The following is a 21,314-nucleotide window of genomic DNA, read 5'->3' as shown; positions in this document are numbered from 1 at the left end:
GTAGACAGGTGAATGGGCTGTTGATTGTCGATAAGCCGGCGGGCATGACTTCGCACGATGTTGTCGCGAAGCTCCGCCGGGCAACAAGTGAAAAATCGATTGGGCATCTTGGCACGCTCGATCCGATGGCGACGGGCGTGCTTCCTCTGCTGCTGGGCCGCTACACCCGTCTGGCGCAGTTCTACGGTTCGCATGAGAAGGCCTATACCGGGACCATCCGGTTTGGCTTCGCTACCGATACTTACGATGCCGAAGGCAAGCAGACCTCTGAGCTGATTGCACCCTTGTTCACGAGCGAGGAATTGCTCGTGGAGGCCTCGCGCTTTTCAGGCGAGATGGACCAGTTGCCTCCGCCCATCTCGGCGAAAAAGATCGGTGGCAAACGGGCTTATGAAATCGCCCGCTCCGGCGAAACTCCGCAACTGAAGACGGCGAAGGTGAAGATCGACGAATTTGCCATCCTCGACTACGCAGATGGCGTCGCTTCGTTTCGCATGAAGATTTCAGCCGGCGGATACGTGCGTTCGGTCGCGCACGAACTAGGGCAGGCGATGGGCTGCGGAGCGCATCTCGCAAGCCTGCGCCGCGTCATGTCCGGCGTCTTCGCGCTCGATCAATCGATTGTGCTCGATGAAGCGATTGCGCTCGCGCAGGAGAACCGGCTTGAAGCAGGCATGCCGCATCCGCGTACGATGCTGCCGGAGTTTCCATCCGTGACCGCAGATCGGCAATCGGTCGGACGCCTGCGCAACGGCATGGCCATCAACCTGCCTGAATACAGTTCAGCTCCACTGATCAAGATCTTCGAAGGGCAACGAAACCTTGTCGCTATTGGTAAACGCCTGGTTGGCACGCTGTTTCATCCCTCGATCGTGCTTTAGGGATGTACTCGTGAGCGGTCTGACCATTATGCTGATGGTCATCCACGCATGGCAGACTCCGGGAAGATTACTCGACGCGATTTTCTGAATGGCACCCTCATGGCCTCGGGTGCAGCACTGCTCACCGCAGCCTGCCCCTTTCAACTGATGGCCGAGCCGGACTGGAATGGCTTCTCCGGCATCGGCGATTATGCCGGAGCGAACGGCAACGTGCACCAGGTCATGTCGGATGGGCATTCGATCCGCGATCATGTCTTCGAGCGCAACCCCGCGCCTGTTATCGACACTCATGAGATCTACGACTGCGTTGTTGTCGGCGGAGGCATCAGCGGATTGGCGGCCGCGCTTTTCTACCAACGCGCGACGCACGCGAAGAAGACCTGTCTTGTACTCGAGAACCATCCAATCTTTGGCGGAGAGGCCAAGCGCAACGAGTTCGAGGTCGACGGCCAACGGCTGATTGCCAGCCAGGGGTCGGCGATGTGGTTTGAACCGTTGCCGGGCAGTTTTCTTATGCACTTCTACGACTCAATCGGAATCGACCCGAAGCAATTTGTCTATCAGCGGGACGACAATCGCATCGGCACTGGCGTCACTCCGTATGCAGGCGGCGGCAGCAACTTCGGCTTCTACTTCACGCAGCAGAAACAGTGGCTCATCGATCCCTGGGGAAAAAAGCTGGCCGGCGCTCCCATTCCAGATCAGGCGAAGCGCGAGCTGCTGGCGATGAGGAGCGTTCCCGATCACCTTCCGAAGCCGCAGCGCCATGGCGACACCGTCTCGCGCCATCTTGACTCGATCACGCTGGAAGACGATCTCATTGCCCGTCACGGATTAAGCCGGGAGACTGTGCGCAAGTACCTGTCGCCAGTGAGCGGAGGCGGTTCGGGACTTGGCGCCGATGCGCTCTCGGCATACGCGGACTATGCGGCCGATCTGTTATTTCCATGGCAATCGGAGAAAGGCCCGCAGATGTTTCCCGGCGGCAATGCCGGGGTAGCGCGACACATGGTGAAGGCGCTGCTGCCCGATGCCATTCCTGGTCCGGCGACGATGGCGAACATCTGCCGGTCGCGTGTGAACTTTGCGGAGCTGGACGCCGAAGACAAAGCGACGCGGATTCGTCTCCGCTCGACCGTCATCTCAATCGAGCATGAAGGTGACGCCGCACATGCTCCGCATGTGAACCTCGTTTATCTGCGCGAAGGCAGCCTTTACCGGGCGCGCGCTCGCAAAGTGATCCTCGCCAATGGCAGCTGGACGATCAACGGCATGGTGCGTGATCTGCCTGCGGAATATCGCCATGCCTATGCGCAGTTCTATCGCGCACCTTGCATCATGGCCAATATCGCACTGCGCAACTGGAAGCCGCTGGCGAAGATGGGCATCAGCCAGTTCCAGTGGTTCGGCGGACTCGGCAACTATACTGCCGTGCGGCGTGTTGCGACCTTTGGAGGCGCTTCGCCGCAGCTCTCACCGGAGAGTCCGATCATTCTGACGGTAAAGATTCTTTTCTCAAACCCCGGCCGGCCGCTGCTGGAGCAAGTAAACATGGGGCGCTACCAGATGATGACCACGCCATTCAATGCCTACGAGAAACAGCTGCGTGACCAGTTCTCTGAGATGTTTAGCGGCTATGGCTTCGACGCGCATCGCGACCTGGCTGGGATCATTCTCAATCGCTGGGGACATGCTTACCTTGCGCCGCAACCAGGCTTCTTCTTCGGCAAGGATGGCAAACCGGGCCCGGCGGAGCTGATGCGGCAGAAGCCGTTCGGGCGCGTCGCTTTTGCCAACTCCGACCTGTCCGGAATCATGGATCATCGCGCATCGATCATGGAAGCGCATCGGGCGGTTGGGCAGGTGTTGTGAAACAGGGATGGATATTAGGCTCCCCCTTGCGCTACTTCTTCAGCATGGGCCGGATCAGCGCAAAAACATTCTCGGCCACCATCACATTGCCCTTTGCCGTCGCATGAATTCCATCCTGCTGCATCGCTCCCGGAACGCCGTAGACGTGGTCTAACAGGAAGGGAAGCAACGGTACATGGAATTTCTGAGCGGCCATGGTGTAGGTCTGGTTCACGTCGTGAATGTAATCCGGGCCGTAGTCGGGCGGCAGGGTAATGCCAGCGAGAGCTACCTTGATCCCGGCTTTCTGCAGTGTCGTCACAATCTGGTCGAGATTTGTGCGTGTACTGGTGATGGGCAGGCCGCGCAATCCGTCGTTGCCGCCAAATTCCACTACCGCAATCTGCGGGTGCAGGGCAATGATCTCGGGCAGGCGGGCTACGCCGTCCTTGGTCGTATCTCCGCTGACGCCTTTGTTGATGACGCGGTAATGGTAACCGTGAGAATCCAAAAGCTTCTGCAGTGAATCTGGATAACTATGCCCGGCCTCGGCGCCATAGCCTGCGGTGAGACTGTCTCCGAAGCAGACGATGGTGGATTGGGCAAAGATAGCCGCCGGAAAAAGCAGCAGGAAGACGATGGCCAGTAATCGGGACGTCACCCGAGTCATTGTAGCCTGAAGGTAAGGGAGATCGCTGGATGATTGAAGTTCGCGGTTTGAAAAAGTCGATACGCAACGGCTCACGTACGGTGGAGATTCTGCGCGGCATCGACCTGGTGATTCCAGCGGGACAGTTTGTCGCCATCATGGGCGCCTCTGGCAGCGGCAAGAGCACGCTGCTGGGGCTGCTGGCCGGGCTCGACTCGCCGACGGAAGGCGACGTGGTGCTCGATGGCGTTGCGATCGGCAGGCTTGAAGAAGACAAGCTGGCCGAGGTGCGCGGGTCGAAGATCGGCTTCGTCTTCCAGTCCTATCAGCTAATTCCCACGCTCACGGCACTTGAAAACGTGATGCTGCCGCATGAACTGAATGCGCGTGGCGATAGCCGTGCCAAGGCCACGTCGCTGCTCGGTGAAGTTGGGCTACGCGATCGCATGGAGCACTATCCGGTGCAGCTTTCAGGTGGAGAGCAGCAGCGCGTGGCGCTGGCGCGCGCCTTCATGCTCGATCCGCCGATCGTTCTTGCCGACGAGCCGACGGGAAACCTTGACTCTTCGAATGGCCAGCATGTGCTGGAGCTGCTGACCACACGCCAGCGACAGGCGCAGGCGACGCTGGTGATGGTGACGCACGATCCCGCCATCGCAGCCCGCGCCGATCGGCAGATTCACCTGCGTGACGGCGTTGTCGTTGCCGACGAGCTGGCTGTAGTGGGTGCACGTTGAAGCCCTCGTTAAGTTGGAATACAGCCGCCCGCATTGCCTGGCGTGAGCTGCGCGCTTCGCGTGGAAAATTTCTTTTCGTCCTGCTTTCGGTCGCAATCGGAGTTGCTGCTCTCACCGGCGTGCGCGGCTTCAGCCAGGCTTTTCAAAAAGCGCTGTTGGGCGATGCGCGCAGCATCATGGCAGGCGACCTGTCGGCGCGCATGTACCGTGTGACGTTGCCCGAAGAGGACAAGAAGCTCGACGCTCTGGCGACGCGAGGCGTCGAACGCACGACGGTGACGGAGACTGTCTCCATGGCTTCGGTCATGGGCGATCCTGTGCCGCTGCTGGTCTCGCTGAAGGCGGTCGATCCTGCGGCGTATCCGTTTTACGGCAAGGTGCAGATGCAGCCGGCCGGCGATCTGCGGACGATGCTCGACGACTCGACCGTGCTGGTCGATGACAATCTGCTTGTCCGCCTGAATGCGCACGTAGGCAGCCAGCTCAAGATTGGCGGACACTACTTCCGCATTGCCGCTGTCATCGTGAACGAGCCCGACCGCATGACTGCTGGAGTGGGACTTGGGCCGCGTGTGCTGATCACGCGTCATGCGCTGCTGGCTACCGGTCTGCTCGGTGTTGGCAGCCGTGCCACGGAGCGCTATCTCTTCAAGCTTGCAGGCAAAGACCAGAACATCGCCATACTGCGCGGCGAGCTGGAAAAGATCCTGCCCGATGCGCAGATCACGGATTTCCGCGAGACGAATCCGGAACTGACACGCGGGCTCGACAGCGCCACCGGCCTGCTGAGCCTCATCTGCCTGGTAGCCATGGTGCTGGGAGCGATTGGCGTCGCCATGTCCATGCGCGCGCACCTGCAGCAGCGCATCGAGATCCTCGCCATCATGAAATCGATCGGCGCGCGCTCGTCGGACATCCTGCGCATCTATCTGTTTCAAACCGTTCTGCTCGGGCTCGCCGGGGGACTGCTCGGCGTTATCGCAGGTCTCGGTGTCGAATATATTTTCCCGTCGCTGTTGGGCACGCTGCTGCCATTGCGTCCGCCGCTGGCTGTCGCAATGAAACCAGTCGCGGCTGCACTGGCTACGGGAGTGCTCACGACGGTGTTGTTCTGCCTGCCACCGCTGCTTGATGTGCGTCGCGTGCGCCCGATCGCGGTGCTGCGTAAGACCGTGGAAACAGAGCCGAATGATGATCGCAGCCGCTTTCAGCGTTTCATTGCAAAACTCGTGGAGCGCCGTCTGCAATGGGCTTCGGTCATCGTCATCGTCGCAGGGCTGGCCGCGGTTGCAGCAGCGCTCACCGACTCCTGGCAGGTAGGCCGTTGGTTTTCTTCGATGCTTGCAGCGGTGCTGGTCGCGTTGCTGCTGCTGTCTGCGGGATTCCTGCGCCTGCTGCGGGCCTTTCTCAACAGGACGCGGCTATCATTGCCTTCCGCTCTACGGCACGGACTTGCCAACCTTTATCGTCCCGGCAATCAGTCGGCAGCGGTTCTGGCCGCGCTTGGAGCGGGCGTCATGCTGATTCTTGCCGTTTACCTCATGCAGGCGGCCATCGTGCGGCAGATGCATAGCGACGTGGCTCCGGAGACTCCGAACGTCTTTCTCGTCGACATGGCGAAGCAGGAAGTACCCGGAGTGAAAACTCTCCTGGCCAAGCAGAATGGCGTGCAGGGCCAGCTTGAAACGATCCCGATGCTCTCGTCGCGCATTCTCAGCATCGACGGCGTCGATGTGGAGCAGTTGCGGGTGAAGAATTATCCAAAGCGGCTGCTGCGGTCGGCTTCAATTACGTGGTCAGAAAAGATGCCCGCGGGCACGCGCATAGCCCAGGGCCAATGGTGGACGAACCCTGAGGACAAGAGCGTTGCCGTGGTCGATCACGTGGCCGACCGTCTGCATCTGCACATCGGTTCGCAGATGAGTTTTGCCGTCGGAGACAGAACGGTCGCAACGAAGGTCGTCGCCATCTACAAGGTCGACGGCGAACACGCGTTTGCGCGCAGCGAGTTCATCCTGACTCCAGGGCTTCTGCGCGACTCACCTGCCACCTGGTATGGAGCGGTTCACGTCGCTCCGGCTGCGATTCCTGCGCTCGAGCGCGCCCTGTTTTCGGCATATCCAACGGTTACGGTGATTAATCTAGCCGACATTCTCCAGACCATCCAGCAGGTCGCCGGGCACATCATTCTGGTCATTCGCTTCCTTGCAGGATTCTCAATCCTGTCGGGCGCAATGATTCTTGCATCGAGCGTGGCCAGCACGCGCTTCCGCAGGATTCGCGAGGTAGTCGTGCTTAAAACGTTGGGCGCGGCACGCTCGCGGATCGCCCAGGTCTTCAGTGTGGAGTTTCTTGTGCTGGGTCTGCTCGCAGGGACGGTCGGCGCGATCTTCGCTAACCTGCTGGCGCGTGTCCTGTTGCATAGAATGGATGTGCCGTTTCATCGCGACTGGCAGAGCTTCGCCGTTACCGTCGCGGCGACCGCGCTGCTGGCTGTCCTTACCGGGTGGGCGGCAAGCTATCGTATTCTCGGCCAGAAGCCACTCGAGGTGCTTCGCGAAGAGTAGCGGCTACTTCTTAAGCAGTAGCCGCACCGCATCCTGATAGCCGCCGGGCGGAACAGGCTGGAAGTCGCTGGCGTCTTCGACAGTCTCGAAGGTGAGGGTCTTGAACATAAGTGCTTTGCCGTGGAGATCGAGCTTCATGTGGGTTGTCTCCCAGCGGTTATTGCCCACATCCTTCTGTTCGACCAGGATCGAACCGCCTTTGTAGAGCTTGCCGAGAATGCCCCAGCCGAAGTCGACATCGTCGATCAGGTGGGCATCGAGCTTGGTCATGCGCTCCTGCTTCTGGTCGATCCACAATTCGCCTTCCATGCCGTGATAGACCTCGGCTTCGCGATCGGGGGGATTGAAGTTCGGATTCGGCTTAAACGACAACCGGTAGGAAGGTCCGCTCGGCGTGTTGACCATCCCTTCGTAGTGGTACAGGAATGCGTCCGGCAGGAGACGGATCATCTCGTTGGCTCGGTCGCTGTCCGCCTGCTCGCGCTTGTGGCGGTGTTCCTGAATCTCGGGGTGCGTCAGCAGGTTGTTGAGGCGATCGATTTCGTTCTGGTTCACGTCAGCCGGGACGGGTTTGTCGCCCCACTCACGCAGACGGGCCACGTCTCCGTCGCGTGTCTCTACAATCTCTTTGGTGTTGATCTTCCCGTCGTCGACCTTGCGTAGTTTGTAGCGATAAGGATGGCTGCCGTCGCTCGAGCGGAGTTCATTTTGGCTGGCCCGGCGAACCAATGCCACTGGATTCGATGATGCGTCGTCGGCTTGCAACGAACCGGTCGTGGCGACCAGAAATGCTACGGTGAAGAAAAGACCGCGGGCAGAGTCAAAACGCTGAAAAAAGGGGTACTTCATTCCTGACAAATCGCCTCGATCGGAGGCCGTCGGGGCTCCCGCTGCAACATATGTTAGACGCTCCAGCAGGCGCATGGTTGTCTTTCGCGGGTCCGCGTCTTTCGCATGCTGCTGAAATTTCATACAATTTCAGCATGACTCACCTTGTATCTCTTCGTAAGTTCCGGATCGCGGTCCTGATGGGCCTCGCGCTTCCAGGACTGCTGCTTGCCCAGGACCAGCCGCGTCGCGGCCGCAAATATACCCCGCCGCCGCCGACCGCGAAGATCACGGTCACGGTGATCAAGGCTACTAACGGCAAGCCGGTCGAGAATGCCGCGGTTGTCTTCCATCCGATGAAGGAAGGCAAGAGCGAAGGCAATCTTGAGCTGAAGAGTAACGAAGAAGGCAAGGTGACGATCGAGGTCATTCCGATCGGCTACACCGTGCGTCTGCAGGTAATCGCTAACGGCTTCGAGACCTTCGGTGACGACTATCCGATTCCTACCGATTCGAAGGATATTGTCGTGAAGCTGAAGCGTCCGGATAAGCAGTACTCGATTTACGAGAAGCATGCCGACGGGCAGCGCGGCGGCAACGATTCAACTCCGCCCCCCACCACGCCTCCACCTTCTAATCCGCAGTAATCGCCTGGCTATGAAGACACGTGCGCGTCTTCATAGCGCGTAATTGCCGCCTCGAGATGCGCCTGCATTGCCTTGCGGGCAGCCTCGGGGTTGCGTTTCCTGATGCTGCTGATGATTCCCTTGTGTTCTTCGGTGGAGCGGGGACGCGCGTCCGGGACCACCAGCACCTCTGCCAAAGCCCGCACCAGTTGTCCCCGGATGAGCGATACCAGGTCGTAGATCACCTGGTTCTGCGAGGCCCGGGCGATGCCGAGGTGAAACTCCAGATCGAGGGCGCCATAGCGCTTCGCATCGTCCACAAAGCCTTCCATCCTTTCGATCAGAATCTCCAGCGCCGCAATCTCGTCTTCGGTAGCGCGCTCCGCGGAGCTTGCGGCGGCCAGCCCCTCGAGCGAAATGCGTGTCTCCATCAGGTTGCGGATGTCGTACTTCTCCGTGATGAAGCGCCATTGCATTACCGTTTCGAGAAACTTGCTGCCATCGGTTGAGACAGACGTTCCTTCACCCACGCGCGCAGTGAGCACTCCCATGATGGACAGGCAGCGCAAAGCCTCCCGCAGCGAAGACCGGCCTGTATTAAAGCTCTTGCACAGGTCGCGTTCGGAGGGGAGCCTTTCGCCCGGCTTGAGATTGCCTGACGAGATCTGCTTCATGATCTGTTGAACGATGTCGTCGCTGATGGAACTCTTCTGGATGGGGCGAGCCTTGAAGGCCGCCCTGGATTTCGAGGATCTGGTAGCAGTCATCATGGGTGGGTTCTTGACCGGAGTCATAATATTACCGCCCGGCCGGGCGAATTGACTGTGATTTCCGCCAGATTGACGATGGTCAGACCATGTGACAGTATTAGCCGTTCGTTGTTTGAAGGCGTTTCCGGCGCAAGGGCCACGCCTCGTGAAGGAGATCCATGGTCACGCGCAGGGAATTTATGCAGGGAGCCGCTGTGGCTTCCATGATGCTTGGCGGACTGGGCAAAGGACTAGCCTTTCCGGTGGCAGATGCGGATTGGTTCGACAAGCCAATGCGCTGGGCTCAGATCAACATGACGGAAGACGATCCGGCCAAAATGGACGTCGCCTTCTGGATGGACTACTTCCGTCGCATCCGCGCCGATGCAGTCTGTCTCTCTGCCGGTGGCGTTGTCGCCTTCTACCCGACAGATATTCGATATCACCATCGCAGTCGCTGGCTCGCAGGCCACGAAGACTTTCTGGCAGACATGGTTGAGCGGTGCATGCAGCAGGATATGGTCGTGCTGCTGCGTACCGATCCTCATGCGACCTACCAGGATGTATACGAGGCGCATCCGGAATGGATTGCCGTGGACGCGGAAGGAAACAAGCGCCGGCATCCGGACGACCCCAGCATGTGGATTACCTGCGCGCTGGGCGGTTACAACTTCGACTTCATGAACGATGTAACGCGCGAGATTGCCACGCGCTTCCATGCGTACGGCATCTTCAGCAATCGATGGACCGGCAGCGGTATGTGTTACTGCGACAGTTGCAAAAAGCTTTTCTACGATGCGTACCACCAGCAGCTGCCCAGGCATCGTTCATTGAGCGACCCGGCTTATCGCGACTACATCGTGTGGGAGCAGCAGCGCCTCTTCGCGTTATGGGAACTTTGGGACAAGACCATACGGCACGCGCGGCCCCATGCCCGCTACATTGCGAACTCCGGCGGAGGTGCAGGCAGCGGACTCGACATGACCCGCGTCGGCGAGCTGGCTCCGACGCTGTTTGCGGATCGTCAGTGCCGTTCCGGCGATATGGCACCCTGGGCCAATGGCAAGAGCGGCAAGGAATATCGCGCCACGCTTGGCATGAAAGCAATCGGCGGCATCTTCAACGTAGGCATCATCGCGCCTTACCGCTGGCTCAACAGCGCAAAGAGCCCGGCAGAGACACGCATGTGGGTGCAGGACGGCATGGCGAACGGAATGCGTCCCTGGTTCAACATGGTCAGCGGATCGGTCCATGATCGCCGCGGTCTGAAAGTGATTGAAGATTTGTACGTGTGGCATGCGAAGTGGGACCGATATTTTCGCAACACCGCGCCCATTGCCCGCGTGGGCCTGGTGTATTCGCAGCAGACGGCGCAGTTCCACGCCGGACCGGAAAACATGGCCCGCATGATCGATCAGCCGATCGACGGCATGTACCAGTCGCTGGTAGAGGCACGGATTCCGTTCGAGATGGTGCACGATCGCATGTTCGATGCGGAGCATATCGACCGTTACAAATTGCTGCTGCTGCCGAACATCGCGGCGCTCTCCGACAAGCAGTGCGACCAGTTGAAAGCTTACGTAAAGCGTGGCGGGAGCCTGGTTGCGACCTACGAGACCTCGCTCTATGACGAGCACGGGACAAAGCGTGAGAACTTTGGGCTAGGCGATCTATTCGGAGCGCAGTACGTGTCGCACGTAAATACGGAGAAGGTCGTACAGAATACCTACCTGCATATCGACCAGCCGGGTACGCCTCTGCTGCGAGGCCTCGAAGATGCAGATTACCTGATGGGGGGCACCTGGCAGCTAACTACGCGGGCGACGGATCAAGGCATGAGAGCGCCGCTTACGCGGATTCCAGCAGTCATCAATTTGCCCATGGAGAAGACCTTCTGGACGACGGAAAAGACAGCCGAGCCCGAGGTATACATGCATGAGTCCGGCAAGGGAAGGGTCGTTTATTTCCCGTGGGATATCGACCGGCTGGTGTGGGATGTTCATTCCTACGACCATCTTCTACTTCTACAGAATGCCGTCGAGTGGGCGATGAACGAACCAGTCCCGGTGCGCGTGAAGGGGGCGGGATTCTTCGACGTGACCGCATGGATGCAGAAGGACTCGATGACCGTTCACCTAGTAAACATGACGAACGCCATGGCCATGCGGCCGGATGTCTGCCAACTGATCCCGTCGCAGCCGCAGCAGGTGGAAATTGAGCTGCCTGCGGGAAGACGCTTTGTGAAGGCCCACGCTCTGATGAAAGATGCCCCACTCAAGGCCGAACACTCAGGGGGCACAGTCCGCATGAGTGTGGAGTCGGTTCTCGACTACGAGGTGGTGGCAATCGATCTTGCGTGACGGCCGCCGGTTGCGTGCGTGGGCAAATACAGCGATACTCGGAACATAGTAAGCAATAATTATTAAGTTGCTGCATCCTCTTCGGTCTGACCGCATCTCTCGAAGAGCCAAAGCCAGCGAGGATCGATTTGGAGAAGCGCGAGACCACGACGTGCAATATCGGAGAGCAGGGACGCGAGCGCAAAGCGTTCCTCCGCGAGCTCTTTCAGCAGACCATGCAGGCGGTGGCCCTCGGCCCAGCTTTGCGTACCCAGGTATCTGTCCAGAATGGAGAACTGCTGTTTGGGCCGGAGCGGTTTTCGCTGGCGAGCTTCCGGCGGGTTTTCGTCGTGGCTATCGGCAAAGCGGCAACGCCGATGGCCGATCATCTGCACGAGATTCTCGCGCCCGTCGTAAACGATTCGCTCACGGTGGAGGGCGTCGTCGTTGGTACCGCCCCGTGGCATCCCTACCCCGGTTGGCGATTCTTCAACGGTTCGCACCCGCTGCCGACTGACAGTTCATTCGACGCAGCGGAGCTGCTGCTGGAAAAAATGGAAGAGGCAGACGAGCAGACGCTCGTCCTCTTTCTTGTGAGCGGTGGGGCATCGTCGATGCTCGATGCATCCTCCGACCCCACTATCTCGCGTGAAGAGATGATCGAGTTCCACCGTCTGCTGGTGCTGGCCGGGCTGCCTATCGAGAAGATGAACGTGCTGCGCAAGCACCTCTCAAGCGTGAAGGGAGGGCGGCTTGCGGCTGCCGGCAGGCGTGCGTCGCAGGCTACGCTGCTGATCTCCGATGTGCCGCCCGGAATGCTGCATGTCGTAGGGTCCGGTGTTTCCCTGGCCGATCCGAGCACGATCGAGGATTGCCGCCGTATCCTGGCGGAGACGCCCGCATTAACCGCAGCGCTGCCTGAGAAGGTTGCGAGCTTCTTCGCCGAACGCGTTACCGAAACCCCCAAGCAGATCTACACGCCGCACCACTCGCTTCTTTCCAGCGAATCCCTGACCGAAGCAGCTGCGAAGATCGCCGAGGCGGCGGGATATAGGGTAATCGTAGACAACAGCTGCGACGACCTCGACTATCGGGAGGCTGCGAAGTATCTTGCGGATCGCATTCTCAAGGCGCAGGCTCCTGGTGCGCGCATCTGTCTGATGACGGCAGGCGAAGTGACCGTCTCTGTCAGCGGCACGGTGGGCCTGGGAGGGCGCAACCAGCAATGGTTGCTTGAGATAGCTCGCCTGCTTCAAGTAGGGGATGAGCGTTTTACGTTTCTCAGCGCTGGCTCGGATGGCATCGATGGCAACAGTCCTGCGGCAGGCGCAGTTGCGACTTCGCAGACATGGGCGTGTGCGGTGACTGCCGGCGTCGACCCGGCACGATCGCTCGCGGAGTTCGACGCTTACACGCTCTTCGAAAAGCTGGGAGACACCATCGTGACCGGGCCGCTCGGCAATAACCTGCGCGACCTGCGCGTGATCCTGGCAGACTTCCCGGCCTGATGCTCCCTCAGCCTTCGAGGCGGTACTTGGTTTCGGCCAGCTTATAGAGCCGCCGCCAGATCAGCCGGTTGATGGTGACCACCATCAGGGCCATGATGATGGTGGCCAGCAGCAGCGTGGGGAAGTCCCCGCGGTTGCTGGCGGCGCTGATCTGCGCACCCAGCCCCTGCGTCATGAGGGTGCGGTTCTTGAGCTGGAAGTACTCGGCGACAATCGATGCATTCCATGCGCCGCCCGATGCGGTGACCAGTCCAGTGATGAGGAAAGGGAAGATGCCGGGTAGGATTACGGTCGTCCAGCGCTGGAGGCTGGTGAAGTGGAAGAGCCGCGCGACTTCCTTCAGGTCAGAGGGGATCGCCATCGCGCCCGCAATCACGTTGAAGAGGATGTACCATTGCGTGCCGAGCATCATCAGGGCGATCGAGCCGATGCCCAACCCCATGCCCAGCTTCATCAGTGCGACGAGAATCACCGGAAAGAGCGCCGTTGCCGGGAACGACGCCGCGATCTGCGCCAGCGGCTGCGTAATGCTCGCCAGCCTGGGATTGAAGCCTATCATGACGCCGACCGGGATCGTCCAGGCGGTAGCAAGCAGCAGAGAAACATTCACGCGCAGGAAGGTCGCAGCCGCGCCTTCAAAGAGGAGCACGACCTCGTGGCTGTGTACCAGGCGGAGAAGTGTGATCGCATGGAAGGCGGCGATACCGATGACGGCTGCGATGGCGAGCGACGCGACAGCGAACACGGCGGTACTGCTGCGATGCGAACTTGTTTTCGAGGTGTTCCGCGCGTAGCGGCGTTCGCTGCGGTGCGCCAGCCCGCGATAGACCATTTCACCAAGCGGCACGAGAGTATTGCGCTGGATGACTCCCAGCATGTTCGAGTGCCGGATCAGGTGAAGGATGGGCGAGTTGATGCGGGTCGAGCTCTCGACGTTCTCGAACTTGAATTTGTCGGACCAGGCAATCAATGGGCGCCACAGCAGCTGATCGGTGAGCACGATGATTGCGATCATGGTGATGATTCCATAGACCATCGCCACGTTGTCCCCGCTTGACGCTGCGGTCTGCAGGTACGATCCCAGGCCGGGCAGGCGGAAGTTGCGGCTGCCTACCGGAAACATCTCGCAGACCATAAGGAAGAACCAGCCGCTCGCCACCGATACCATCGAGTTCCATATGAGGCCAATGGTGGCGTAAGGCAGTTCGAGCTGGAAGAGGCGTTGCAGCGGAGAGAAATTGTTCACGGTGCAGGCTTCGTGCAACTCGCGCGGAATCGACTTCAGCGAAGAATAAAAGCTGAAGGCCATGTTCCAGACTTCGCCGGTGAAGATCAGCAGGATCGCACCCAGCTCGATGCCGATCTGGCGGGAAGGGAAGATGGACATCATCGCCAGCATTACGCCGGGCAGAAAGCTTAGCACCGGGATCGACTGAAGGATGTCGAGCGTGGCGATCATCAGCGCTTCCACGCGCGGATTGTAGGCGGCGACGTATCCGTAGCCGATGGCAAAGCCCAGGCTCAGCAGGTAAGCGACAAAGATGCGGACGGTCGAATAGAAGGCATAGAGCGGCAGGTGCGAGGGCGAGCGATAAATCTCAACCTCGGGAATGGCACCGCTGAACCAGAACTTCGCAATCCAGAGAATGGCGTAGAAGCCTGCGAGCAGGCCGGCCGCAACGAGCAGGTCGAGGAAGACCGGCCACGAACGCTCAATTACGAGCTCGCGAGAAAGCGTGTAGCGTTGTCTCATTCGCCCGAGGCCTCAAACGCGGATTCCTCGGCATCCTGCTCCTCTTCTGGCAATACAAAGCGGCGGCGCGCGGCGTCGAAGTCGAAGAGCTCGGCATAGCGACCCCAGTTGATGGCGGTTTCGAGCTGCCGCTGGGTCTCCTCTTCGCTGAACTGCTCGTCGAGCATGTCGAGGAAAAACTCTTCCGGAATGGTGTGGTCGGATTTGTTGTTCAGCGCGCGTGCTATTTGCCGCAACAACAGCACGTGATCGAGTGCCGCCTTGCGGAAGAGCTCCTTCTGCTTGAGAATCTCCGATTCGGCGAACTCGCGGCCATCCTCGGTGATCAGCACATCGCCTTCTTCTACCTGCAGAAAGCCGAGCAGGGTGGCGGCATCGACGATTGGAAGCAGGTCGTCGATTTCAAACGCCAGCTCGTCGGCAAGCTTATAGATATCGGCGCGTCCGCCGGATTGGTTGGTCAGGTCGATCACCAGCTCGAGCAGACCCGCGATGCCGCCAGGACGCGCATGCGGCAGCATCTCGTAGTGCATCTGGCGCTGGTCACGAACCTTGCGTCCGGTTTCGAGCGTGGGCACGTCGGACGGCGGAACGTCCGGCCGCGTCAGCACCTTGTAGATGTAATCCACCAGGTGGGTGAAAGGCTGGCTCTTCTTGTCGCGCGGGTGCGGCATGTTGCTGACGCGGAAATCGGTGCGGACATGCCCTGGGTTGCGGCCCAGCACAATGATGCGATCGGCCAGCAGAACAGCCTCTTCAATGTTGTGGGTGACGATGAAGATCGACCTGGTCGGTATCGTCTTGTTGTCCCATAGCTCGAGCAGTTCGCTGCGGAGGTTCTCGGCGGTCAGCACGTCGAGGGCAGAGAAGGGCTCGTCCATGAAGAGCACTTCCGGTTCGACGACCAGGGCACGGGCAAACCCCACGCGCTGGCGCATGCCGCCTGAGAGCTCCTTGGGGTAAGCTGCCTGGAAGCCGTCCAGGCCGACCGTATTGAGGATCTTCAGGCTGCGTTCGCGACGCTCTGCCGGAGCCATGCCCTGGGCCTTGAGCGGGGCTTCTACGTTCTCAAGAACGGTCAGCCAGGGAAAGAGCGCGAAGCTCTGGAAGACGATAGAGACGTGAATCTTGACCGACGAAATGGGCTTCTCATGCCAGAAAACCTCTCCGGCCGATGGCTTCGAAAGGCCGGCGAGCATGCGCAGGAGTGTGGATTTCCCCGAACCCGACGGACCGAGCAGCGCGACGATCTCCCCGGGCACGATCGCAAGGTCGGTCGGGGAGATGACCTGGATGCGGTTCTCGCTGGGTTGTGCGTAGAACTTCTCCACCTGTTGTGCGCGAATGATCGGCTCGGTCATCGGAACTCCGCATGAAAATCATCTAAAATCAGGTTGAGGATGAGGCGTCCGGGGCGAAAAGAGGAGTAGCAACCCCGATCCCTGCAACGATAGTGAACTGCTTTCGTTGCAAAAGGATGAAGCATCCTCTTAACAAGAGCGTATCATCTGATTGAGACATGTACGTTTTTCTCACTTTACCTGCCAGGTGTTCTCGGTTTCCAGTTTTTTCACACAAAGCTTCAACAACATCACCCCACTATCTAACCGCGTAAGGAAAGTGACAGGAAAGAATGCCCGAGACCCAGGTAAAGCCGAAAGTGCTGGTTGCAGACGACGAGCGCGTCATCGCAGACACCCTAGCCATCATCCTGAATCAGAGCGGATTTGAAGCGATGGCCGTCTACAGCGGCGAGAAGGCGGTTGAAAGCGCCCAGAGCTGGCACCCGGACATGCTGATCAGCGACGTGATCATGACCGACCTCAACGGCATCGATGCCGCCATCCAGATCCGCCAGGTTCTGCCCTCGTGCAAGATCCTGCTCTTCTCCGGCCAGGCAGCGACCGCCGATCTGCTGGATCGCGCCCGCAGCCAGGGCCACGAATTCGAGATCCTCGCCAAGCCGGTTCACCCGCAGGACCTCATCGCGCGTCTGCGCGCATAGAATCAGCCCGTAACTTTGGGTGCCCCATCCAAGACAGGTTTATCGTCTTGGATGGGAGGAAGCCCTTCCCATCCCTGCTTTCCCACCGCTAAAATGGCCGCTCCATGAGAGCGTACACATTCCTCGCCATTCTTTCGGGAGTCTGCATGTCCCTGTCCTCGCAGCCGCCTGTGGCCGCAAAGCCTCTATTGCTTGTCGCGAATCAGCACGACCACACCCTCAGCATCATCGATGCCGATGCCGGTAAGGAAATCGCCGCCGTGCCCGAGGACGGTATCACCGGCCACGAAGTTGCCGCCTCGCCCGATGGTCGCACGGCCTACGTGCCGATCTACGGAAACAGCGGCGTAGGCAAGCCGGGAACCGACGGCAACGAAATGGTGGTGATCGATATCCCTTCGCAGAAGGTCATCCATCGCGTCGACTTCGGCCATGGAGTTCGTCCGCACGCTGTGATTTACGACAAGCACAGTGGCATGCTCTACGTCACGACCGAACTGGACAAGGCCATCACCATCATCGATCCGAAGACGCTCGAGATCGTGGGCAAGATCCCGACCGGGCAGGACGAGTCGCACATGTTCGTCTTCTCGAAGGACGGCAGCAAGGTTTACACGGCAAATGTCGGTCCGGGAACGGTCTCGGTTCTAGATGTAAAGGGCCGCAAGGTCATCGGCACGATTCCCATCGCGAAGACGACCCAGCGTATTTCCATCTCTCGCGATGGCAAAACGGTGTTTACTGCGGACCAGGTCAAGCCGCGGCTCGCCATGATCGACACCGCAACCGACAAGGTTCGCGGATGGATCGACCTGCCCGCGTTCGGCTACGGAACGGCTTCAACCATCGACGGTCACTACCTGCTGGTCGGTAGCGAGGCGGTGAAGCAGGTGATGGTGGTCGATCTGAAGACGAACAAGGTGGTTCACACCATCGACACGCCCGGTCTGCCGACAGAGATTGTCGTTCGCCCGAACGGCAAGGTCGCGTATGCCTCCTGCGGTTCATCGCACAATGTGGCGGAGATCGATCTGTCACAGTGGAAGATCAATAAGATGATCGCAGCAGGCGACGGAGCCGACGGTCTGGCCTGGGTCGAGTAGCTTTGAAAGTCTAAGATTGCGACTGGCGTGGATTACTGACGAGAAGCCGACTCATCAGGAGCTATCACGTTCGACCCGATCGAACTCCGGTGGTGGTCAGAATCGCCAAAGCGGGATAATGGTTGTCGCATCGAGTTTCATGAGGAGGAATCTTTATATGCCAACCGGTAAAGGCCAACCGCTGACCGTCGAAGAAGGAGAACTTCTAGAGAGCGGCTTCTACCAATGCCCCACTTGTGCAGTGATTTGGTTCGGTAGAGACGACATTCGGCAGTGCCCGAATGGACATGGTGGTCGCCGTCATACCGAAATCCTGTGTAGGACTTGCGATGAGTTTATTCCCGTTTCACGGTTCGCGTCACATCTGACGAGCGCGTATCACCTATCCAGTGTCTAAAGGCATGCTCCGAAAGGATGAAGCGCAACTACTGGCGATATGCCGACATATCGGTACTAATTGTAGTTGCCGATAACGCTGTTTCAGGGAGTGGAATAAGGCAGGCCGTTTAGACTTCTTCTGTGCGAGCTTTCGGCAAGCGGTTCTCAAATTGGTGGTTACTGGCGCTTGTTCCAATTGGACTCATCGCCTTGCCTGTCTTGCTTATGGGTTTCTTCATGGCAAACAACTTGGCTGGGGCTTTGTTCGGCCCTCCTGCGATCTGGAACCGCCCAGGGCGGGTTCCACCACGCCACGAGCTTGTTGGTCACTACATGGAATCTGAACGCCATCTAGACGAAGGCAGACCTCCCGCACCTGCCAGCCTTACCTTGCAGGCCGATGGGTCGATGACAGTTGCTAATCTACCGGCTGACTTCGGCACGTCCACTTGTACTCTCTCTGGGAGAGGAAGCTGGGCGGGGCCTGATGATGACGGTATTCGCTTGACGGTCGTTTCAGACGAACATCTTGGCTCGTGCCAAAGCGGTTCATATGCAGGGCTAGAGGTGGCAGGACATTCAAAGCCGTATCGCTTGTACTGGATAGTCGGAGACCCAGATTCAGGCACCGGAGTCTGGTTTCAAAGAAGGTGAGACGGGGCACTCCCGCAAAGTCGCGCTTTCGGCAACTTCGACCCTAACCCTAACCGCATCGCTAAGAACCGCTCAAGCGTTCCAGGCGCGGGCTTTCTTGCGACGGTACAGTTCATAGATCACCGGCAGCACAATAGCAACTCCAATGCCCACCCATGCAGGATGCTGGAAGCGGTTTGAGGTTGATGTGACCTCTGTGCCACCCGCCAATTTGTAGTAGATGGTGTTCATTGGCCAGGGGATTGCGCTCGCCCCGATGATGCCAAGCGTCAACCCCAATGCTCCCGCGATTCCGTCATGCAGATGCTTAGCCTTTACCCTTGTCGTTAGGGCTAAGAGCTAACCTGTGAGGACGCCGATTGCTGCCCCGCCGAGGGCATACAAAATGATGAATGGGATGTTGAAGAAGATTGAATTAGGCAGCATGATCAGCTTGCAGACACCGTGTTTATCTCCACGACGTTTCTGTAGGACGTTCGTTCTTCACCTTCAAATATAGATGAGTTTGAGCGACTTCCTGAAAGCCGCCTTTTCGGCAACTACAGCGAATTACTCCCGACAAACGCGGTTATGGTGAGCTGAGACCTGAAACCGGAGAAGAGGAGTCGCCCAGCCGGATTGCTGGCTACAAGCCGACTTATAGGGAGTGACATCGTCTTTGCTGGCACGAGTAATATGCCATCAGCACATCATTGCGTGCCTTCGACTTGTGATGACGCATTCAGTTGCTGTACTAGTTCAGTCATCGCGTAGCTGACGAACTGGCTGCCGAGTTCTGTCAGCACCCAGGGCTTTGTGTCTTCAAACGCCGATTCTAAGGTCGTCTGCTGGGCGCCCGACGCGCGGGCGTCTTACGTTGCCACCGCCCTTGTAGGTCTGAATCCCTGCGCAAACGGATGACTCGGCCAATGTTCAGGTCAGAGACCAGCATCTTGAATACGTCAGCATCCGCCGAGTCGTCCCTAGGAATCGTCTCGCCATAAATCGCGACCCAGATGTCATATCGAGTGGAACTAGGACTGTTATGGATTTCGCGGATGACGGCGAAGTGCGCTTCGTGAAAAGCATAAATCCAGTTTAGGAACAATCGCAGGATGTCATCAGATACGATTCGCTTACCTGCCGCGTTGGTGATGAGATTGACAAGTAGCCCTCGCTTCTCAGCGGTATCCGCCTCATCCCAAATGCGAAAGGTCTTTCGAACGAGTTGAAGATACTCCTCACTCTCCATACGGTCCTCAATCTCAGGTCCAAGGCTGTGCCATCCCACTCATGCCGCGATGAAGCTGCGTCATGAATGGGGCACCCGTTTGTCGTCTCTGGAGGAATGCCTGACTGCTCCTTTACACTCTAGAGAAACCCTAACGCACGAGGTTCCGTGGTTTCCGATTCGTTCTCTGTTCGTCCCTTTCAGCGCGCTGATGCGAAGTCTGCTCTTACCTGCGGCGATGTTTCGCTCGAAGCGCTGGCCAAAAAGCATGGCACGCCGCTTTACGTGTATTCGGCGGACCACATTCTTGGCCGCTTCCGTCTTTTCGGCAAGTCGTTCGCGAACCAGCGCCACGTTGTCTGCTATGCGGTCAAGGCGAACTCGGCGCTTGGCATTCTGAAGCTGCTGGCGGCGGAAGGTGCGGGCTTCGATATCGTCTCCGGTGGCGAACTGGAGCGGGTGTTGATGGCGGACAAATCCGCTGCTGGCCGGGTGGTTTTCTCTGGCGTCGGCAAGACCGCGCCGGAGATCGATCTGGCGCTGCGCTCTGGCATCCTGCTCTTTAATGTCGAGAGTGAAGGCGAACTGGAGCTGTTGGCGGAGCGCTCGTCGAAGCTGCGCAAGCGCGCCCGCATCGCCCTGCGCGTGAATCCCGACGTTTTTGCTGAGACACACCCCTATATCTCCACAGGCCTGAGCGAGCACAAGTTCGGCATTGCGATCCAGCGTGCACGGACTGTTTACAAGCATGCGGCAGCGCAGAAGTTCATCGAGCCGGCAGGCGTGAGCGTGCACATCGGCTCGCAGATTCAGAGCGCCGAGCCCTTCGGAGCAGCCACCAGCCGCGTCGTTGGCTTGATTCGTCAGCTTCGCAAGGACGGGCTGCCGATCCAGTACCTCGACGCAGGCGGCGGCCTCGGCATCGAGTATCACGCCTCGAAGCCGTTTCATCCTGAGAAGAAAGTCGAACAGTACGCGGCTGCCGTCGAGAAATCCATTGGCCAGCTTGAGGACATTACACTGCTGCTGGAGCCAGGGCGGTTTCTCGTCGCGCAGGCCGGGGCACTGCTGGCGCGAGTGCTTTACATCAAGAAGAACGGCAAGAAGACCTTCGTCATTACCGATGCAGGTATGAACGACCTGATCCGCCCGTCACTCTACCAGGCGCACCATGAGATCGTGCCGGTGGCTGCTCCGAAGGGATCGCGCAAGCTTACGGCGGATATCGTCGGACCGGTTTGCGAGTCGGGAGACTTCTTTGCCCGTGACCGCGAGCTGCCGATGGTGGCTCCCGGCGACCTGGTCGCAATTCTCGATGCCGGAGCCTACGGCCAGTCGCTCGCTTCGAACTACAACACTCGGCCCCGGCCCGCGGAGGTTTTGGTTCAGGGCAAGAAGGCAAATCTCATTCGCCGTCGCGAAACGACTTCGGACCTGTTTGCTACTGAAATGCTGTGATAGTTTGGCTTCCGGAGA

16 protein-coding genes are annotated in these 21,314 nt (G+C 58.9%); 10 read left to right on the top strand and 6 right to left on the bottom strand.

The window, feature by feature from the left end; all coding sequences use genetic code 11:
* The first annotated feature begins 20 nt into the window (after positions 1-20).
* Positions 21-881 carry a tRNA pseudouridine(55) synthase TruB gene (gene truB, locus LJD29_RS21350; RefSeq protein ID WP_446743604.1) on the top strand — a complete coding sequence of 287 codons (861 nt, stop codon included), beginning with the start codon at positions 21-23 and terminating at the stop codon, positions 879-881.
* Between the two features lie 48 nt (positions 882-929).
* A complete protein-coding gene (locus LJD29_RS21345) occupies positions 930-2,753 on the top strand; it encodes an NAD(P)-binding protein (protein ID WP_446743603.1) in 1,824 nt (607 codons plus the stop codon).
* A gap of 31 nt (positions 2,754-2,784) precedes the next feature.
* Here the strand turns inward: LJD29_RS21345 and LJD29_RS21340 are convergent, their stop codons facing one another.
* Positions 2,785-3,402 carry an arylesterase gene (locus LJD29_RS21340; protein WP_446743602.1) on the bottom strand — a complete coding sequence of 206 codons (618 nt, stop codon included), beginning with the start codon at positions 3,400-3,402 and terminating at the stop codon, positions 2,785-2,787.
* Between the two features lie 29 nt (positions 3,403-3,431).
* Here LJD29_RS21340 and LJD29_RS21335 point away from each other — a divergent pair, with 29 nt between their 5' ends.
* Positions 3,432-4,118: an ABC transporter ATP-binding protein gene (locus tag LJD29_RS21335; protein WP_446743601.1), complete on the top strand. Its 687-nt coding sequence runs from the start codon at positions 3,432-3,434 to the stop codon at positions 4,116-4,118.
* Positions 4,115-6,685: an ABC transporter permease gene (locus LJD29_RS21330; RefSeq protein WP_446743600.1), complete on the top strand. Its 2,571-nt coding sequence runs from the start codon at positions 4,115-4,117 to the stop codon at positions 6,683-6,685. The genes LJD29_RS21335 and LJD29_RS21330 overlap by 4 nt, the downstream gene beginning before the upstream one ends.
* A 3-nt stretch (positions 6,686-6,688) precedes the next feature.
* Here LJD29_RS21330 and LJD29_RS21325 read toward each other — a convergent pair whose 3' ends face one another.
* Positions 6,689-7,534 carry a hypothetical protein gene (locus LJD29_RS21325; RefSeq protein ID WP_446743599.1) on the bottom strand — a complete coding sequence of 282 codons (846 nt, stop codon included), beginning with the start codon at positions 7,532-7,534 and terminating at the stop codon, positions 6,689-6,691.
* Positions 7,535-7,668: 134 nt separating this feature from the next.
* Between LJD29_RS21325 and LJD29_RS21320 the strand changes: the two genes are divergently transcribed.
* The gene (locus LJD29_RS21320; protein ID WP_446743598.1) at positions 7,669-8,160 is read left to right on the top strand and encodes a peptidase associated/transthyretin-like domain-containing protein; all 492 of its coding nucleotides are present in this window, start codon (positions 7,669-7,671) and stop codon (positions 8,158-8,160) included.
* 8 nt (positions 8,161-8,168) lie between these two features.
* On the opposite strand, the gene LJD29_RS21315 is transcribed toward LJD29_RS21320, so the two are convergent.
* Entirely contained in the window at positions 8,169-8,909 is a 741-nt protein-coding gene (locus LJD29_RS21315) for a FadR/GntR family transcriptional regulator (protein WP_446743597.1), read from the bottom strand.
* 158 nt (positions 8,910-9,067) lie between these two features.
* Here LJD29_RS21315 and LJD29_RS21310 point away from each other — a divergent pair, with 158 nt between their 5' ends.
* The gene (locus LJD29_RS21310; protein ID WP_446743596.1) at positions 9,068-11,248 is read left to right on the top strand and encodes a beta-galactosidase trimerization domain-containing protein; all 2,181 of its coding nucleotides are present in this window, start codon (positions 9,068-9,070) and stop codon (positions 11,246-11,248) included.
* Between the two features lie 128 nt (positions 11,249-11,376).
* Positions 11,377-12,735, top strand: a complete 1,359-nt coding sequence (locus LJD29_RS21305; protein WP_446743595.1) for a glycerate kinase type-2 family protein — start codon at positions 11,377-11,379, stop codon at positions 12,733-12,735.
* 7 nt (positions 12,736-12,742) lie between these two features.
* Here the strand turns inward: LJD29_RS21305 and LJD29_RS21300 are convergent, their stop codons facing one another.
* Both LJD29_RS21300 and LJD29_RS21295 read right to left on the bottom strand, forming a co-directional pair.
* Positions 12,743-14,488: an ABC transporter permease gene (locus tag LJD29_RS21300; protein WP_446743594.1), complete on the bottom strand. Its 1,746-nt coding sequence runs from the start codon at positions 14,486-14,488 to the stop codon at positions 12,743-12,745.
* A complete protein-coding gene (locus LJD29_RS21295) occupies positions 14,485-15,849 on the bottom strand; it encodes an ABC transporter ATP-binding protein (RefSeq protein WP_446743593.1) in 1,365 nt (454 codons plus the stop codon). Before LJD29_RS21295 ends, LJD29_RS21300 begins: the two co-directional genes overlap by 4 nt.
* 272 nt (positions 15,850-16,121) lie before the next feature.
* Between LJD29_RS21295 and LJD29_RS21290 the strand changes: the two genes are divergently transcribed.
* Positions 16,122-16,493: a response regulator gene (locus LJD29_RS21290; RefSeq protein WP_446743592.1), complete on the top strand. Its 372-nt coding sequence runs from the start codon at positions 16,122-16,124 to the stop codon at positions 16,491-16,493.
* A gap of 146 nt (positions 16,494-16,639) precedes the next feature.
* A complete protein-coding gene (locus LJD29_RS21285) occupies positions 16,640-17,596 on the top strand; it encodes a beta-propeller fold lactonase family protein (RefSeq protein ID WP_446743591.1) in 957 nt (318 codons plus the stop codon).
* 1,104 nt (positions 17,597-18,700) lie between these two features.
* Here the strand turns inward: LJD29_RS21285 and LJD29_RS21280 are convergent.
* On the bottom strand, positions 18,701-18,901 hold the full coding sequence (locus LJD29_RS21280) for a hypothetical protein (RefSeq protein WP_446743590.1): 201 nt from the start codon (positions 18,899-18,901) through the stop codon (positions 18,701-18,703).
* Positions 18,902-20,006: 1,105 nt separating this feature from the next.
* Between LJD29_RS21280 and lysA the strand changes: the two genes are divergently transcribed.
* Positions 20,007-21,296 carry a diaminopimelate decarboxylase gene (gene lysA, locus LJD29_RS21275; protein WP_446743589.1) on the top strand — a complete coding sequence of 430 codons (1,290 nt, stop codon included), beginning with the start codon at positions 20,007-20,009 and terminating at the stop codon, positions 21,294-21,296.
* Positions 21,297-21,314 lie beyond the last annotated feature (18 nt).

It is taken from the genome of Silvibacterium acidisoli, assembly GCA_022870745.1.
GTDB lineage: Bacteria > Acidobacteriota > Terriglobia > Terriglobales > Acidobacteriaceae > Silvibacterium.
The sequence above is the reverse complement of the archived record's forward strand: the minus strand, read 5'-3'. Positions and strand labels throughout refer to the sequence as shown.

Bases quoted from the DNA above. Each gene is read 5' to 3' on its own strand.
- LJD29_RS21340 (WP_446743602.1), bottom strand. From the start codon at position 3,402: ATGACTCGGGTGACGTCCCGATTACTGGCCATCGTCTTCCTGCTGCTT.
- LJD29_RS21290 (WP_446743592.1), top strand. From the start codon at position 16,122: ATGCCCGAGACCCAGGTAAAGCCGAAAGTGCTGGTTGCAGACGACGAG.
- LJD29_RS21325 (WP_446743599.1), bottom strand. From the start codon at position 7,534: ATGAAGTACCCCTTTTTTCAGCGTTTTGACTCTGCCCGCGGTCTTTTC.
- LJD29_RS21300 (WP_446743594.1), bottom strand. From the start codon at position 14,488: ATGAGACAACGCTACACGCTTTCTCGCGAGCTCGTAATTGAGCGTTCG.
- LJD29_RS21295 (WP_446743593.1), bottom strand. From the start codon at position 15,849: ATGACCGAGCCGATCATTCGCGCACAACAGGTGGAGAAGTTCTACGCA.
- LJD29_RS21315 (WP_446743597.1), bottom strand. From the start codon at position 8,909: ATGATGACTGCTACCAGATCCTCGAAATCCAGGGCGGCCTTCAAGGCT.
- LJD29_RS21285 (WP_446743591.1), top strand. From the start codon at position 16,640: ATGTCCCTGTCCTCGCAGCCGCCTGTGGCCGCAAAGCCTCTATTGCTT.
- LJD29_RS21345 (WP_446743603.1), top strand. From the start codon at position 930: ATGGCAGACTCCGGGAAGATTACTCGACGCGATTTTCTGAATGGCACC.
- LJD29_RS21310 (WP_446743596.1), top strand. From the start codon at position 9,068: ATGGTCACGCGCAGGGAATTTATGCAGGGAGCCGCTGTGGCTTCCATG.
- LJD29_RS21335 (WP_446743601.1), top strand. From the start codon at position 3,432: ATGATTGAAGTTCGCGGTTTGAAAAAGTCGATACGCAACGGCTCACGT.
- LJD29_RS21320 (WP_446743598.1), top strand. From the start codon at position 7,669: ATGACTCACCTTGTATCTCTTCGTAAGTTCCGGATCGCGGTCCTGATG.